General features: G+C 53.0%; 14 protein-coding genes. 9 read left to right on the forward strand and 5 right to left on the reverse strand.

Annotated elements, in window-relative coordinates; translation table 11 throughout:
• The first annotated feature begins 52 nt into the window (after positions 1–52).
• The 4 genes from miaB to ACO0LF_RS18745 all read left to right on the forward strand — a co-directional run bounded on the left by miaB (position 53) and on the right by ACO0LF_RS18745 (position 4,260).
• The gene (miaB, locus tag ACO0LF_RS18730) at positions 53–1,393 is read left to right on the forward strand and encodes a tRNA (N6-isopentenyl adenosine(37)-C2)-methylthiotransferase MiaB (protein WP_423016704.1); all 1,341 of its coding nucleotides are present in this window, start codon (positions 53–55) and stop codon (positions 1,391–1,393) included.
• Positions 1,390–2,505 carry a PhoH family protein gene (locus ACO0LF_RS18735; protein WP_423016965.1) on the forward strand — a complete coding sequence of 372 codons (1,116 nt, stop codon included), beginning with the start codon at positions 1,390–1,392 and terminating at the stop codon, positions 2,503–2,505. Before miaB ends, ACO0LF_RS18735 begins: the two co-directional genes overlap by 4 nt.
• On the forward strand, positions 2,489–2,959 hold the full coding sequence (ybeY, locus tag ACO0LF_RS18740; protein ID WP_423016706.1) for an rRNA maturation RNase YbeY: 471 nt from the start codon (positions 2,489–2,491) through the stop codon (positions 2,957–2,959). The genes ACO0LF_RS18735 and ybeY overlap by 17 nt, the downstream gene beginning before the upstream one ends.
• A 410-nt stretch (positions 2,960–3,369) precedes the next feature.
• On the forward strand, positions 3,370–4,260 hold the full coding sequence (locus tag ACO0LF_RS18745) for an ion channel (RefSeq protein WP_423016708.1): 891 nt from the start codon (positions 3,370–3,372) through the stop codon (positions 4,258–4,260).
• Positions 4,261–4,266: 6 nt separating this feature from the next.
• On the opposite strand, the gene ACO0LF_RS18750 is transcribed toward ACO0LF_RS18745, so the two are convergent.
• From ACO0LF_RS18750 to ACO0LF_RS18770, 5 genes are all read right to left on the reverse strand, one after another.
• Positions 4,267–4,623 (reverse strand): DUF1304 domain-containing protein, encoded by a 357-nt coding sequence (locus ACO0LF_RS18750; RefSeq protein ID WP_423016710.1) that lies wholly within the window; start codon positions 4,621–4,623, stop codon positions 4,267–4,269.
• A 265-nt stretch (positions 4,624–4,888) separates the two neighbouring features.
• Positions 4,889–6,460 carry an MFS transporter gene (locus tag ACO0LF_RS18755; protein WP_423016712.1) on the reverse strand — a complete coding sequence of 524 codons (1,572 nt, stop codon included), beginning with the start codon at positions 6,458–6,460 and terminating at the stop codon, positions 4,889–4,891.
• 47 nt (positions 6,461–6,507) lie between these two features.
• Positions 6,508–8,274, reverse strand: coding sequence for an ATP-binding protein (locus tag ACO0LF_RS18760; RefSeq protein ID WP_423016714.1), 1,767 nt, complete (start codon positions 8,272–8,274; stop codon positions 6,508–6,510).
• Positions 8,275–8,435: 161 nt separating this feature from the next.
• A complete protein-coding gene (locus ACO0LF_RS18765; RefSeq protein ID WP_423016716.1) occupies positions 8,436–9,077 on the reverse strand; it encodes a response regulator in 642 nt (213 codons plus the stop codon).
• A complete protein-coding gene (locus tag ACO0LF_RS18770) occupies positions 9,074–10,126 on the reverse strand; it encodes a PAS domain-containing protein (protein WP_423016718.1) in 1,053 nt (350 codons plus the stop codon). The genes ACO0LF_RS18765 and ACO0LF_RS18770 overlap by 4 nt, the downstream gene beginning before the upstream one ends.
• Positions 10,127–10,334: 208 nt before the next feature.
• Here ACO0LF_RS18770 and ACO0LF_RS18775 point away from each other — a divergent pair, with 208 nt between their 5' ends.
• The 5 genes from ACO0LF_RS18775 to ACO0LF_RS18795 all read left to right on the forward strand — a co-directional run bounded on the left by ACO0LF_RS18775 (position 10,335) and on the right by ACO0LF_RS18795 (position 15,499).
• A complete protein-coding gene (locus tag ACO0LF_RS18775) occupies positions 10,335–11,177 on the forward strand; it encodes a helix-turn-helix domain-containing protein (RefSeq protein ID WP_423016720.1) in 843 nt (280 codons plus the stop codon).
• A gap of 220 nt (positions 11,178–11,397) precedes the next feature.
• Entirely contained in the window at positions 11,398–11,880 is a 483-nt protein-coding gene (locus ACO0LF_RS18780) for a cache domain-containing protein (RefSeq protein ID WP_423016722.1), read from the forward strand.
• A 274-nt stretch (positions 11,881–12,154) separates the two neighbouring features.
• Positions 12,155–13,033, forward strand: a complete 879-nt coding sequence (locus ACO0LF_RS18785) for an HlyC/CorC family transporter (protein WP_423016724.1) — start codon at positions 12,155–12,157, stop codon at positions 13,031–13,033.
• 16 nt (positions 13,034–13,049) lie between these two features.
• Entirely contained in the window at positions 13,050–14,597 is a 1,548-nt protein-coding gene (lnt, locus tag ACO0LF_RS18790; RefSeq protein ID WP_423016726.1) for an apolipoprotein N-acyltransferase, read from the forward strand.
• 161 nt (positions 14,598–14,758) lie between these two features.
• The gene (locus ACO0LF_RS18795) at positions 14,759–15,499 is read left to right on the forward strand and encodes an alpha/beta hydrolase (RefSeq protein ID WP_423016728.1); all 741 of its coding nucleotides are present in this window, start codon (positions 14,759–14,761) and stop codon (positions 15,497–15,499) included.
• Positions 15,500–15,503 lie beyond the last annotated feature (4 nt).

Raw genomic sequence — 15,503 nt, forward strand, 5'->3', positions numbered from 1 at the left:
CCAAAGTGTAAGCAAAGTAAGTAGAGTAAGTAAGCAGAGTAAGTAGAAAATTATGCAAAAAAAAGTATTTATCAAAACCTTCGGTTGTCAGATGAACGAGTACGACTCGGACAAGATGGCGGATATCCTCAATGCCAATGATGGCATGGTGAAAACTGATAATCCCGACGATGCCGACGTGATTTTGCTCAATACCTGCAGCGTGCGTGAAAAAGCATCCGAGAAAGTATTTTCTGACCTCGGTCGCCTGCGAGAACTCAAGCGCAAAAAACCAGAGCTGCTGATTGGCGTTGGCGGTTGTGTGGCCTCGCAAGAAGGTGATGCGATCGTCAAGCGTGCCCCTTATGTCGATATGGTATTTGGCCCGCAAACCCTGCACCGTTTGCCGCAGATGATAGATGCGCGCCGCAGTTCTGGCCGATCTCAGGTCGATATCAGTTTCCCTGAAATTGAAAAATTTGACCATATGCCACCAGCCCGTGTCGAAGGTGCGAGTGCCTATGTGTCCATCATGGAAGGCTGCAGCAAGTATTGCAGTTATTGCGTCGTGCCCTATACCCGCGGTGAAGAAGTCTCGCGTCCGTTTGATGATGTGCTGGCAGAAGTGGCTGGCCTGGCTGAACAGGGCGTCAAGGAAATTTCCCTGCTGGGGCAAAACGTGAATGCCTACCGTGGCATCATGGAAGATGGCGAGATTGCTGATTTTGCCCTGCTCATCGAATACATCGCCGAGTTCCCACAGATAGAACGCATACGTTTTGTCACCAGCCACCCCAAAGAATTTACTCAGCGCCTGATAGACTGTTATGCCAAGGTGCCCAAGCTGGTCAATCATTTGTACCTGCCTGCCCAGCATGGCTCTGACCGTATTTTGTCGGCGATGAAGCGTGGTTACACCGCCATCGAATACAAATCCGTCCTGCGTCGTTTGCGAATGGTGCGCCCGGATATTTCTGTGTCGTCTGATTTTATCGTCGGCTTCCCTGGTGAAACCGATGAAGATTTTGATGCGCTGATGAAGCTCATCAATGACATCGGCTTTGATAACAGCTTTAGCTTTATCTTCAGCCCGCGTCCTGGCACGCCTGCAGCGAACCTGGCTGACGATACACCGGCAGAACTCAAATTGCGCCGCCTGCAGCATTTGCAGTCTGTGATTGATGCCAATACCAAGAAATACAGCAATGCCATGATAGGCACGGTGCAGCGTATTCTGGTAGAAGGCCCGTCGGTCAAGGACCCGAATGAATTGCAGGGTCGCACCGAGAATAACCGCGTCGTCAATTTCGCGGGTTCCAAAGACCTGGTCGGTACGCTGGTGAATACCCGCATTACCGTATCCTATAATTATTCCTTACGCGGCGAACTCGTCGAAGAGGCAGTGACAGCATAATGGCAAAAACACCCGTGCCGGTAGCGCACTTCATCCCTCAACCACTGGACAATACCCGCCTGGCACATCTGTGCGGGCCACTGGATGAGAACTTGCGGCAGATATCATCGGCACTGGATGTGACGATCTTTCGCCGTGGTGAAAAATTTATCGTCAGCGGCCACAATGCCGAAAAAGCGATAGAGATACTTGAGCATTTCTATGGCCTGGCGAAAAAAATCATCACCATCGATGAAGTGCAACTGGCCCTGGTAGAGCAACGCGCCAGCAAGAGCCTGAAAAAAGGCAAGACAGGTAAGGAAGATCAGGATGATGTTATCCCTGCCGACGCCGTCGCGGTGGACGCAACCTTGCCAGAAGATGCTGACATAGAAAGCCCGCTGCTGAAAACCCGCCGCAGCGATTTGCGCGGCCGCACGCCGCATCAGAATCATTACATCAAGACCATACTCGAACACGACATCAGTTTCGGTATAGGCCCGGCTGGTACTGGCAAAACCTACCTTGCCGTGGCTTGCGCCGTTGATGCGCTGGAGCGTGATGCCGTCAAACGTATCGTGCTGACCCGCCCGGCGGTGGAAGCAGGCGAGCGCCTGGGTTTCTTGCCGGGTGACCTGGCGCAAAAGGTCGACCCTTATCTGCGGCCTCTGTATGACGCCCTGTATGATTTACTGGGTTTTGACCGTACGCAAAAAATGTTTGAAAAACAGGTGATTGAGATTGCCCCGCTGGCGTATATGCGTGGCCGCACCTTGAACCATGCTTTCGTCATCCTTGATGAAGCGCAAAACACCACGCCAGAACAGATGAAAATGTTCCTGACACGTATAGGTTTTGGCAGCAAGGCGGTGATTACTGGTGACCCTACCCAGGTTGATTTGCAGCGTAATGTGAAGAGTGGCCTCGTCGATGCCTGCCAGGTACTCGATGGTGTACGTGGCATAGGCTTTACCCATTTTGGCAGCGTCGATGTGGTACGTCATCCGCTGGTCGCCCGCATTGTTGATGCCTATGAAAGCGCGAATGCCAACGCCACCGCCAACAGCGCCGCCATCGGCTTGCTGAAACCCGCAACCCCTTTAAGCTCTGCCCACCATGGTCGCAAAAAGTAAAACCGAATCCAAGCCTAAGCTGACGCTGTCGGTGCAATACGCCGACAAGCGCCTGCAAGATATCCTGACCCGCCCGCTGATACGCAAGACCGTGCAGGCGGCGTTGTTCTTCCCGGCAGAAATCACTTTGCGCTTTGTTGATGCTGAAGAAGGCAAGGTACTCAACCATGATTATCGCGGCAAGGACTACGCCACCAATGTGCTGACCTTTGCCTATACCGAGGATGAAGACGCCGAGGTGACCCAGGCCGACATTATCCTGTGTACCGATGTGCTGGAGAAGGAAGCAGCAGAGCAAAAGAAAACCGTGCTCGAACACGCCCAGCATTTGATCGTCCACGGCGTCCTGCATGCCCAGGGCTATGATCATGAAGAAGATGATGAGGCAGAGGAGATGGAAGCGCTGGAGATAGAGATACTGGCGGGGATGGGATTGGGGAATCCGTATCAGTAGTTAGCCTACTGCATAATATCTCAATATATCAGCGTGTAAATCCTGGTGCTTTGACGCTCATCTTCTATATATTTCCTTAGTGCTCACCAAACGCCACTGGGTTCCTGCCTGCGCAGGAACGACGAAGTTTAGGACGCTGGGAGAACACCTCAGAGTTTGTTCTACGATTGAGGGGTTAAGCTTTTATATAGTCAAACGCTGATTAAATCTGCAATATGACTACCCTCAATCCCGTCGCTCCTGCGCAGGCAGGAGCCTACCGGGCTGGCGCACCAGCGACGTTCGTTGGGTAACAATAATTCGTCGCAAGGCTGGCGAATTTAAACGACAATATAAGCCTCATGAAAATTATCCGACAAGAGCCCTCCCAGTTCTTCAAAGATAAAAACACCCATCAGAAAGCCCTCAACATGACCCAACACAAACCGCATGGCCGACACATCAGCATGGGTGGTCGTTCCGTCATCGCCTATGGCTTGCGTACCCAGTTCTGGCAAGACCTTTACTACTACGCCATGACCTCCAGCTGGCCAGTATTTTTTGCTGGCGTGGGAGTGGTGTTCCTGGTTTTGAATCTGTGCTTTGCGTCATTGTTCATGCTGGGTGATAACCCCATAGGCAATCTGCATCCAAATAGTTTTCTGGGGGCGTTTTTCTTTAGTGTGGAGACGCTGGCGACGGTGGGTTATGGTGACATGCACCCACAAACTGTGTATGGGCATAGTATCGCCACGCTGGAGATTTTTGTCGGCATGGCCAGTGTGGCCTTGATTACCGGTGTCATGTTTGCGCGGTTTTCACGTCCGCGTTCCAGCATTATTTTTGCCGACTATCCGGTCAGCCATGTGATTGACGGCAAGCGGGTCTTGCTGATACGCCTGGCCAATGCACGCATGAATATCATCAGTGAAGCGACGGCAAAAATGCGCCTGATGCGCGATGAAAAGACAGCCAGCATGGGCAATTTTCGCAAAATCGTTGATATGAAGCTGGAGCGTGAACAACACCCCATCTTCATCCTGGGCTGGACCGTGATCCATGTGATAGACGAGAGCAGCCCGCTGTTTGGCCTTGATGCCGATGCACTGCATCAGCTCAATGCTTCATTGATACTGAGTGTGGAAGGGGTTGATGACACCACCAACCAGCCGCAGAGAGCGCGCCAGTATTACACCTGCAGCCAGATAAAATGGAATCATCGCTATGTCGATGTATTTGAAAATAACAAGGACACGGTCCAGCACATCCATTACACCCGCTTCCATGATTCGGAAGAGATTGTGGATGTGCCGGTGAAATAAAGCCAATTAGAAATGCAGCAGGACCAGGGCAAGCAGTGCAGGTGCTGCCTGTATGTAGAGGATACGACGGCTGACTGAATAGGCACCATAGGCACCAGCCACGATGACGCAAGTGAGGAAGAAGATCTTCACATGGAAACCTTCGTGGCCACCCATCAGCAAACCCCAGACCAGACCGGCAGCCAGAAAGCCATTGTATAAACCCTGGTTGGCTGCCAGCACCTTGGTGGTCTCGGCCTTCTCAGGGCTATTGCGGAAAGTGCGCAAACCCATGGGCTTATCCCACAAGAACATTTCCAGCACCAGGAAATAGATATGCAGGGCGGCGACAATGCCGGTCAGTATGTTGGCGATGAGGTACACGGTTTCTCCTTAAGAACCTGCTTGCGATCTTACTGCGCGAGCGCAATTTGTATCGATGCGGGGCTCATGCGCTGCTCAAAATGCTCATGTACTTAAGTACATTCCGCTTTTTGCGCTGCTCTTCGCCCCGCTGACGCCCGCTCGCTACAGATCGCAAACAGGTTCTAAAATTAATCAATTATTGTCTACGGATCATAGTTGATCGCCCCGCTTTTAAACAGTGTTGAAACCGCCATTACTGGCGGGTCTGGCACGCTGGCGCAATTTATCGGCTGATATCCCAATCTTTTGTTTCTGGTAGCAGCCAGCCCCCTATCAGCAAGGACGTCAGCGCCACGGCGATCGAGTAATACAGGCCGGAATAGATATCCCCGGTGCTGGTGGCGATCAGGGTGGCAAAATACAGCATGAAACCGCCAAAGTAGCCCGTGCCTATATGGTAGGGCAGGGAGATGCTGGAATAGCGTATGCGGGTGGGGAAGAGTTCAACCAGGTAGGCAGCGATGGGGCCGTAAGCCATGCAGACATAAAACACCAGGATGAACAGGATCAGCACCACCATGGGTTTGTTGATGGCAGCAGGATCAGCCTTGGCCGGGTAGCCAGCCTGCTCCAGTGCGGTTTTTATGGCTTTGGTATCGAAGCCCTTGATGCTGGCGCTGCCTATGCTGGTGATGACCCCAGCCTGGCTGCTGGCTTGCAGGCTATGCGCGACACCGGCGGCATTCAGGAATTCCTTGACCTTGTCGCACTCACTGACGGGGCCCGAGAACAGGTGTACGCTGCATTCACTGGATTGCATGCTGACCGGAGCGCGGCTCATGGCCTGTTCCAGCGCCGGATTGGCAAAATGAGTGAGGCCCTGGAACAGCGGGATATAGCTGGCACTGGCCAGCACAAAACTCAGCATCATCAGACGCTTGCGGCCTATCTTGTCGGACAGGGCACCAAAAATCACATAAAAGGGGATGGCCAGCGCCAGTGCCACCGACATCATCAGATAAGCTGTGGCAAAGTCGACCTTGAGGGATTTTTGCAGGAAGATCAGTGCATAGAATTGCCCGGTATACCAGATGATGCCTACCCCGGCGACCGCGCCGAACAGTGACAGCAAGACATATTTCATATTGCTCCAGTTGGCAAAGCTGTCGCGCACCGGGGCAGTCGACAATTTGCCACTGGCCTTGAGGGCGGCAAACACCGGTGACTCATTGAGACGGGAGCGTATATACAGTGAGACCCCAAACAGGGCCACCGAGAGCAGGAAGGGGATGCGCCAGCCCCAGCTTTTGAAGGCGGCATCACCCATGATGGCCTGGCAAGCCAGCACCACGATGAGCGACAGGAAAAAACCCAGGCTGGCACAGATCTGTATCCAGCCTGTGGCATAGCCGCGCCTGCCTGGCATGGCATGTTCAGCCACATAGGTGGCGGCACCGCCGTATTCGCCCCCCAGTGCCAGGCCCTGCAGGCAGCGCAGGATGACCAGCAAGATAGGGGCCAGGATGCCTGCTGTTTCATAGGTAGGCAGCAAGCCTACACCGGCGGTGGAGATGCCCATCAGGGTCATGGTGATCATGAAGGTGGTTTTGCGGCCAACCACGTCACCCATGCGGCCAAAGATCAGTGAACCAAAGGGGCGCAAGACCAGGCCAGCACCGTAAGTTGCCAGGCCAGCCATGAAAGCCCCGGTTTCACCCAGTTCTTTTGAATAGAACAAGGGTCCCAGGATGGCTGCCAGGGTGCCAAACACAAAGAAGTCATACCATTCAAAAGCCGTACCCAGGGAAGAACCAAAAATGACCTTCCGCTGTTCATGCGCGCTGACTATCGCCATAGTGTAGATTTACCCCAAAGACCTGGTGGACCTTAAGTCCCCTGACATCACTGCAAAGGAGCATGGCGTGGCAAATCCAGTGTGAAGCTGCTACCCATACCCGGTTGGCTATATGCTCGTATCTTACCCCCAAGTATGGATGTGACGATGTTGTAACTGATGGACAGGCCTAATCCTGTACCTCCCTGGCCCATTTTTGTTGTGAAAAAGGGATCAAAGATGTGTCCCAGTACATGTTCATTCATGCCGCAACCATTGTCTTCCAGCCTGACCTGTATCTTGTCTTTGCTCAAGGCAATGGCTGAAATGATAATTTTTCCGCTCTTCACATGCTCAAAACCGTGCAGCAGCGCATTGTTGATGAGATTCATAATGACCTGACCCAGCGGGCCGGGATAGCTGTCGAGCAAGATGCCATCTGGTATATCAACGATCAACTGATGCTGGCGGGCGTTGATCTGGTTGACGATGGTGGCGCACAGGTCATGGCAGGTCTTGCGTAAATCAAATTCGCGCCTTTGTGCCGTCGTTCTGTCGACGGCAATTTGTTTGAAACTGAGCACCAGGTCAGCAGCACTTTCCAGCGAATGGACCAGCAAGTCGCTGGCTTGCTGTACCTGGGCGATGAACAGCTCCAGGTCAGAACGGCGCAAGGTTTGTTCCTTGTGCTTGGCCGCCATGACGGCGGTTTTGTCGCTGAGCGTGGTGGAAGTCAGCACACTATTGCCTATCGGCGTATTGAGTTCATGCGCAACACCGGCGACCAGCGAACCCAGGGCGGCCATTTTTTCTTGCGCGACCAGTTGTTCCTGGGCATTTTGCAGGCGCTGGTAGGCAAAGGCGTTTTCCAGTGCAATCGCGCCATAGGCGCACAGGGTCTTGAAGATCAGGCGTTCACGCTCTCCATAGGCCTGGGCGCGCTGTGCCTGCAGGGCCATGACGCCTATGGTGCGATCGGCCACGCGCAGGGGGGCACATAAGAGGCTGTAGACATTGTCCAGACCCGCCACGGCAGTGCTGCCCGGCACGGCGTCGCTAACCGGGCGGAAGTCGTTGCCATGCTCAGGCGGGATATCCAGGCAGATATCGCGGCGTTCCCTGACGCACGCGCTATACGGGTGGCTAGTGTCAGTCAGTTCTATGTTGTTGTGCTCGCGTTCGGTCGCAGACTCGATATGCAGGGCAGGGTGCAGGCTGAGGTTGCTGTCATCAAGCAGAAAGACGCTGAAGCTGCTGGTTTCCAGTAAGCCGGTGACATGGCGGTAGAGGCAGCGGCAAACCACGCTGATTTCCAGGTGGGCCGTGATGTCCTGGCCTATGGCGCCGAGGCGCTCCAGAGTGGCATTGGTTTGCTTTAAGGTATTGAGCTCTTGTTCGGCCACGGCAGCGGCAGCTTCTTTGGCGGCGGCCAGCTCAAATTCAACTTTTTTGAGAGGCGTGACGTCGGCCACATGGACGAAAAAACCGCAGACCTTGCCATCGACCATGTCAGGCGTATAAGTCATCAGGCTATGGCGTATGCTGCCGTCGGGGATGACGACCTCGCGTTCAAAGACTTGCAATTCGCCACGCAGTACAGCTTGTATATGTGCCAGGTTTTTCTCAAAGATGGGGCCCAGGGCATCGCGCATATAGATGCCGCGCATCTGCTCCTTGGATTTGCCAAACCAGTGCGAGTAGGCGCTGTTGGAAAACTGGCAAATCAGGTCAGTATTCCAATAGCCTGTCATGGCACTCAGGTGGTCGATGACCTTGAGAGCAACGTCAAAGTTCTCTATGGGAGGAGGCTGCGCCTTGTTGCCACTGGTTTTCATCAAGTCTTCGTCCGCAAGTGAAGCTACTCCAAGTATGCTAACAGCTCAGTCAGGATTGATGTTTAATGCTAATTGAAAATTTTTGTGGCAGCAAATAGTATGACGTAAATTCAAATGCCTGGATTTGTGGCGCTTGTTTTGCGGTTTTTATGCAGTTGATGTCAGATTATGCCCAATTCCAGCCCACGCAAGACGGCGCGTACGCGGTCGCGTACGGCCATTTTTGAGAGTATGCTCGACACCTGGTTTTTTACCGTGCCTTCGCTAGTGCCCTGGGCTTCGGCGATTTCGCGGTTATTGAAGCCACCTGCCATCAGGGCCAGTATCTCGACTTCGCGTTGCGTCAGCGGGTCATGCAATTGTTCTTCTACAAAATCCGGGGCCAGTTTATGGATGCCATGCAAGACCCTTTCGGTAATGGCAGGCCGGAACAGGGATTCGCCACGGGCGACGCTACGGATGGCGACACTCAGCCTTTCCAGGCAAATATCCTTGAGCAAGAATCCCTTGGCACCGGCGCGCATGCCAGCGAACAAGGCTTCGTCATCATCAAAGGTCGTCAACAGGATGGTGGCTGGCAAGTGCTGGCGGGCACTTAATTCCTGCAAGACGGCGATGCCTGATTTTTTTGGCATCCTGACATCCAGCAAGACTACGTCTGGTTGTAGTTTTTCTATTAATTCTATCGCCGCGTCGCCATCGGTGGCTTCGCCCACCACCTGTATGTCAGGCAGCATGGACAAGAGACCGGCAATGCCTGTCCTGATGAGGTTTTGATCATCGACCAGCAAGACCCGTATCATGTGCTGCCTTCTTTCTGTGGTAACCAGATATGCAGATGAAAACCTTCATCCGGCTGGCTGCTGATGTGCATGCGTCCACCCAGTTCACTGACGCGTTCGCGCATGCCCGACAGGCCATGACCCAGTTCATCGGTGCTGACACCCTTGCCATCATCAACCATGAGTAAAATGATGCCATCTTGCTGGCGCGCCAGGTGGATGTGCAGTTTTTTTGCCCTGGCATGGCGTATGCAATTGGTGATGCCTTCCTGTACGCAACTAAAGACAGTATGCGCCAGCACCGGGCACTGTATGTCAAGATTGGCAGCGAATTCCAGCGTTACTTGCGGGTCAGGGATGGCACTGCACAGGGATTGCAGGGCCTGGCGCAAATCGCTGACATGATTGCTGCGCTCCATGGCAACCACGGCGCGCACCTGGTTCAACAGGTTTTGTGCCAGATCACGGGAAATTGCCAGTGACTTGCCGCTGATGGCGTCCTGGTCTTGTTCCAGGGTTTGCCGCAGGGCCAGATCAAGATGCAGGTTCAGTGCCGTCAGGTGGTGGCCCAGGACATCATGCAAGTCACGGGCGATGCGCACCCTTTCATTTTCACGCACGGCATCACTCAGCAGTATCTGGGTGGCCTTCAATTCTGCATAGGCAGATTTGAGCTCGACCTCAGCCAGTTTGAGGGTAGTGACATCGGCTACGTGGACAAAAAAACCATGTACCTTGCCACCTTTGAAGCGCGGCGTGTAAGTCATCAGGCTATGTCTCAGGCTGCCATCGGCAACCCTGACGGCGCGTTCAAATACCTGTTTTTCACCATTCAGTGCGCCCTGGATTTCCTTGCGGTTGAACATGAAGATTTCACCCAGGGCGTCACGCATGGCGATGCCCTTCATTTCTGCGCGTGACTTGCCAAACCAGTCTGCATAAGCATCGTTGGAAAACTGGCAAATCAAATCGGTATTCCAATACGCCATCATGGCAGGCGACCTGTTAATGACGAACAGGGCCAGGGCTGCCACATCCTGACTGGCATCTCCGATGTCCTTATATTCCATGAGGGTCCTCGCTGCATTCGTCTGGGCCTAGGTGGAGGAAAACCAGGCACTCTACCTGCCTCATCCCTCTGCCGCATGTGTCTAAAGTCATATGTGGAACTCTTTTTTTAATTGCAGTGAAAGGATGCCCTGCATGTGACTTTAAGCACATGCGCCAGCCGGCCTCTGTCTACTAAGCTCTGCATCTTTGTCTAGCCGGGCTGAAATCTTGAACGCAGAAAAAACAGACATTCGTAGTCTTAGTGACGATACACTTTACGAAATCAGGAAACAAGTCGTTGCCATGCACCTGGCGGGACAGGGGCGCACGCGGATTGCCAGCCATTTGCAACTCAGCTACAGCGGCGTGGTAAAAATCATCAAGCTCTATGAGCGTCCCGGCAATGTGGTGCCAGCACCTGCCATCCGTGGCCGTAAAAATGGTCAGCAGCGCTTGCTGACGGCAGACCAGGAGCAAGCGCTCAAAGGCATGATCGCCAGCCAGCCGCCAACGGCCTATGGGCTGGCCCACCAGCTCTGGTGTCGCGAAGCCATCGTCATGCTGGTACAGCAACAGACCAGGATAGCCCTGCCTTTGCGTACCGTCAGCCATTACATGGAGCGCTGGGGCTATGCCAGCAGCCAGTTGCAAAACCCTGACCTGGCCAAGCAAAAAATACAAGAATTTCGCTCAAAAAAGCAACAGACACCAGCTGCGCCGGAGCTGTGCTGGCTGAGCCGGAAATTACCGCCTACACTCGATGGTCAGATCGGCGAAATTATCTCTGTCATCAATGGACGAGGCAGCCTGCGCTGGCTATGCCTGCCAGTGACCAGCAATAGCACAGATGTGCAGCTTTTTTTGCGAGGCCTATTACTTGATAGCAAGAAGAACCTGTTAGTGCTGGGTTTGAAAAAAGAAGATGTGACGGGTTTGGAAAACATGTCTTTGGAGCTGGCGCATTCCCGCCTGGAATGTGTACTGGAGCAGGATGTCCTGGCGACAGATGCTGACGCTGCTAAACAGCCACCTCAGATATCTTCATGGCACTTTGGTAGTACCGGAATTTGACCAGTGCCTGTTACCACCTCAGGTGCTCACAAAGTAAAAAGAAAGTGAAATTACTCACACTATTTATTGACCTAATTAAAAAGTTGCATAAGATAAATCCGTGGTCTTGATTGCGTACGCCCACATGCTACTGTGGCGTTGCCCAGTTGTTGTTTACTTGTTATGTAGTTGATCTATGTTTTACAGACTAATTTTATCGCTGCACTTGAAAGGAAGAAAAATGAAACAACTGAATAAGTGGTTTTTTTCCGTAATGATGGCAATAGCGGTGCTGGGCTGGTCAGGTATGGCGCAGGCAGCAGAACGGGCTACCAAGGAAGAAGCGGTGGCGATGGTCAAAAAAGCAGTGGCATATTACAAAGCCAATGGTCGTGAAAAGGCACTGGCAGCATTCAGTGACCAGGCCGGACCATTCAGGGACAGAGAATTATTCCTCATCGTGCTCGATCCCAAAGGCACGGCAGTGGCACATACCGCCTTGAAAAAAATGATAGGCGTCAACATCATGGACTTGAAAGACCAGAATGGTGTTGAGATTATCAAGAGTTTTTATAAAGCCGTAGAGAAGAGTAACTCTGGCTGGAGTGCCGAATACACCTTCATCAACCCGGCGACCCAGCAACTCGAACCCAAGCTCACCTATGTAGAAAAAGTGGATGATTTGCTCATTGCCTGCGGATATCACTTCTTGAAAAATAAATAAAAATTGCATAAATATTGCATTGATTGCAATATACATCACAAGCCAGCCAGCAGACCGCATCATCTGCTCCAGCTGGCTTTTTTGTCTTTAAGACAAAAATAATGACACCATGATGACAGATCTACACTTTGTTCCGTGATTGTCTGTTTTTAGGCAAATTTCATGGTTTCGACCTGGCGGCACTGTAAATTTTGCAAGCAAGTGCTGCAAAATTTGGGAAACCACCCCCACTTGTTGTATTCTGTAGGATTGAAACAACGGCGTTACGCCTATTATGCAAGAGCACTCTAGTAAGGTCAGACCATCTGACCTTAAACCCCATAGGTCATTGTTTGAACGATTGACCGCCCTGATTTCTCCTGAACCTGAAAACCGCGCCGAACTGCTGGAAGTTTTGCACGACGCGCAAGAACGCAACCTCATCGATGCCGATGCACTGGCAATGATAGAAGGCGTGTTCCAGGTATCTGACCTGTGCGCACGCGATATCATGGTGCCGCGCGCGCAAATGGATGTCATCGATATTTCCAATCCCATAGAAGAATGGATGCCAGAAGTGCTGGAGACAGCGCATTCCCGCTTCCCTGCTGTGGATGGTGATCGTGACAAAGTGGTAGGCATCTTGCTCGCCAAGGACTTGCTGCGCTATTACGCCTCAGACGCTTTTGATGTGCGTGACATGCTGCGCCCCGTCATCTATATCCCTGAATCCAAGCGCCTGAATATTTTGCTGCGTGATTTTCGCGCCAACCGCAATCATATTGCCATGGTGGTGGATGAATACGGCGGTGTCTCTGGCCTCATCACCATCGAAGACGTACTGGAACAGATCGTCGGCGATATCGAAGATGAATACGATTTCGAGGAAGAAGAAGACAATATCCTGGCGCTGGAAAGCAAGGGTAATGGCAAACGCTGGCGCATCAAGGGCTTGACGGATCTTGAACAATTCAATAGCACGCTGGGCACGACCCTGGGGTCCGAGCATGTAGAAACCATAGGTGCCTATGTGGCTGACTATATGGGCGAGCTGCCCCATATGGGCGATGAGTTCTCGATAGGCAATCTGTACTTTGAAGTCTTGCGCGCTGACGCAAGAGAAGTGCAGATGCTGCTGGTGGAACAAAGACCTACCGTGCGCTCCGATGATTAAGGCTGCGCAGTCTTTGTTGTGCTCCCTGTCTGTACGTTCTTCCTTCCTGCTGATGCTGGTGGCAGGGGCGATGAATGTACTGTCGTTTGCCCCCTTCCATTACTGGCCTGTGCAAATACTAGGCATGGCGCTGCTGTTCAGCCAGGTCTTGCGTGAAGGTGAGCATGCCATCAGTCGCAAACGGGCAGGCTGGCTGGCCTGGGCTTATGGCCTCGGCTGGCTGACCGCATGCACCAGCTGGCTGGTATATGCCATGACCGTATTTGGCGGCTTGCCTGGTGTTTTATCCCTGCTGGCCCTGATGTTCTTGACAGGTGCCCTGGCTATTTATGTGGCTGCCGCTGCCTGGGGCACCCTGTACTTGCAGCATCGCTGGAAAATTTCTTCCACAACGGCTGGTCTCTTGATCTTACCAGGCTTGTGGACCGTGGCTGAATGGCTGCGCATCTGCTTTTTGACGGGTTTTCCCTGGACTATCTCTGGTTATGCCCATAGCCATAGCCCGCTGGCTGGGTTTGCACCTGTCGTTGGCGTGCTGGGCCTGTGCTGGATCAATGCCTTGCTGGCGGCGGCGCTGGCGCTGGTCTTGACAAACAGGGCGAGCCGCAAGCAAAACCTGGCCTTGCCTGGATTGATTGTTGCTGTCTTTGTGGCTGGCTTTGCCTTGCAACAAATCAGCTGGACCAAGCCGCAAGGCACAGCCTTACAAGTGCGTCTGTTGCAGGGCAATGTTGCACAGGACATGAAGTTCAGTCAGGACCATCTGAATGATTCGCTAAACCTGTATCACGACATGATCACGCAAACCCCGGCCGATCTCATCGTCACACCTGAGACAGCCTTGCCTATGCTGACTTCGCAACTGCCTCCAGATTATCTGCCGATCTTGAATACCTTTGCGCAAGACAGCAATAGCACCGTCATCCTTGGTGTAGGCGTGCATGATGGTGGTGACCAGTACTCAAACAGTGTACTGGGCATGTCACGCCAGTATGCACAGCCCTATCGTTACGACAAACATCATCTTGTCCCTTTTGGTGAATTCATCCCGCCGGGCTTTCGCTGGTTTGTGAAAATGATGGCCATCCCCATGGGGGAGTTTTCCACCTTTGGACCCATACAACCGGCCATGAAAGTCGCTGACCAGTGGATCATGCCAAATATCTGCTATGAAGATTTATTCGGTGAAGAAATCGTCGCGCAATTGTCAGCCCAGCGCGCAGCAGGTCAGCCGGTTGCCAGCATCTTGCTGAACGCCTCCAACCTGGCCTGGTATGGTAATTCTTTCGCCATTCCCCAGCATTTGCAAATCTCACAAATGCGCGTCCTCGAAACCGGCCGCCCCATGCTGCGCGCAACCAACACTGGGGCTACAGCCGTCATCGTGCCAGGTGGCGGGGTCGAGCAACTCCTGCCAGAAAATACCCGCGCCGTGCTGGCAGCAAAGGTGCAGGGATACACCGGCATGACGCCGTATATTTTGATAGGTAACCTCGGTGCACTAGGTCTGTCTGCGCTGGGCGTGTTGCTGGCGTTTTTGTTGGGACGCAGATCGAAAAAATAGACGGTTTGCAGCTTGCGTGTAGGAGCGACTTCAGTCGCGAACAGCTCTGTACGTAGGGTTTTCGCGGCTGAAGCCGCTCCTACCGAGAATGACAGCCAGTGACAGGCACAATGAGCGCATTGTACTTCTCCCGTTCTACGTAAATCATTGCAGGAAACAATATGACAGAAGACCTTTCCATCCTGAGCCGCAAGGGCAATCCACCTGACCATAGCCTGATTTATGGCAGTCATGCCGACCAGGTAGCCGATATACGTTTTGGCAGTGACGGTGCACGGCGTCCACTGGTGATGTTGATACATGGCGGTTTCTGGAAACCAGAATATGACAGGCAGCATACCGAGGCGATGTCCAGCGCACTGGCAGCAGAAGGCTGGACGGTTGTCACACCAGAATATCGCCGCATCCCCGGCCAGCCTGACGCCAGCCTGGAAGATATCGCCAGCGCGATAGAGACGTTGCCACACCAAGTGGCGCGGCACAACGGCAAGATAGTGCTGGTCGGGCATTCTGCCGGTGGCCATCTGGTGCTGTGGGCCGCCGTCAAATGTGCGATGCCCGCACTCGCCGGTGTACTTGCCCTGGCACCCGCGGCAGACCTGCGCATGTCCCATGACTTGCACCTTGGTGATGGCGCAGTGTTGCGGTTTTTGGGCAAGAATCCGGTTGAACGCCCAGATGTCGATCCCATGCAATTACCTGCGCCTGCAATACCAGTGACGGTACTGCAAGGCGCGCTTGATCAAGTTGTTCCTCAAGCTGTGCCTGAAGCTTACTGTAAGGCTTTTCCCAAAACGCAATTGATATTGCTGCCTGATGCCGGGCATTTTGCCGTGATTGATCCGCAAAGCAATGCCTGGCCTGCAGTGACATCAGCTTTGCGTGGCTTGTCGGGTCTATGAAAAT

Source organism: Undibacterium sp. Di27W (assembly GCF_049340345.1).
Lineage (GTDB): Bacteria > Pseudomonadota > Gammaproteobacteria > Burkholderiales > Burkholderiaceae_D > Undibacterium.

Coding starts and splice junctions, on each gene's coding strand:
- ACO0LF_RS18760 (WP_423016714.1), bottom strand. CDS start 8,274: ATGAAAACCAGTGGCAACAAGGCGCAGCCTCCTCCCATAGAGAACTTT.
- ybeY (WP_423016706.1), top strand. CDS start 2,489: ATGGTCGCAAAAAGTAAAACCGAATCCAAGCCTAAGCTGACGCTGTCG.
- ACO0LF_RS18785 (WP_423016724.1), top strand. CDS start 12,155: ATGCAAGAGCACTCTAGTAAGGTCAGACCATCTGACCTTAAACCCCAT.
- ACO0LF_RS18755 (WP_423016712.1), bottom strand. CDS start 6,460: ATGGCGATAGTCAGCGCGCATGAACAGCGGAAGGTCATTTTTGGTTCT.
- ACO0LF_RS18765 (WP_423016716.1), bottom strand. CDS start 9,077: ATGATACGGGTCTTGCTGGTCGATGATCAAAACCTCATCAGGACAGGC.
- ACO0LF_RS18770 (WP_423016718.1), bottom strand. CDS start 10,126: ATGGAATATAAGGACATCGGAGATGCCAGTCAGGATGTGGCAGCCCTG.
- ACO0LF_RS18780 (WP_423016722.1), top strand. CDS start 11,398: ATGAAACAACTGAATAAGTGGTTTTTTTCCGTAATGATGGCAATAGCG.
- miaB (WP_423016704.1), top strand. CDS start 53: ATGCAAAAAAAAGTATTTATCAAAACCTTCGGTTGTCAGATGAACGAG.
- ACO0LF_RS18795 (WP_423016728.1), top strand. CDS start 14,759: ATGACAGAAGACCTTTCCATCCTGAGCCGCAAGGGCAATCCACCTGAC.
- ACO0LF_RS18745 (WP_423016708.1), top strand. CDS start 3,370: ATGACCCAACACAAACCGCATGGCCGACACATCAGCATGGGTGGTCGT.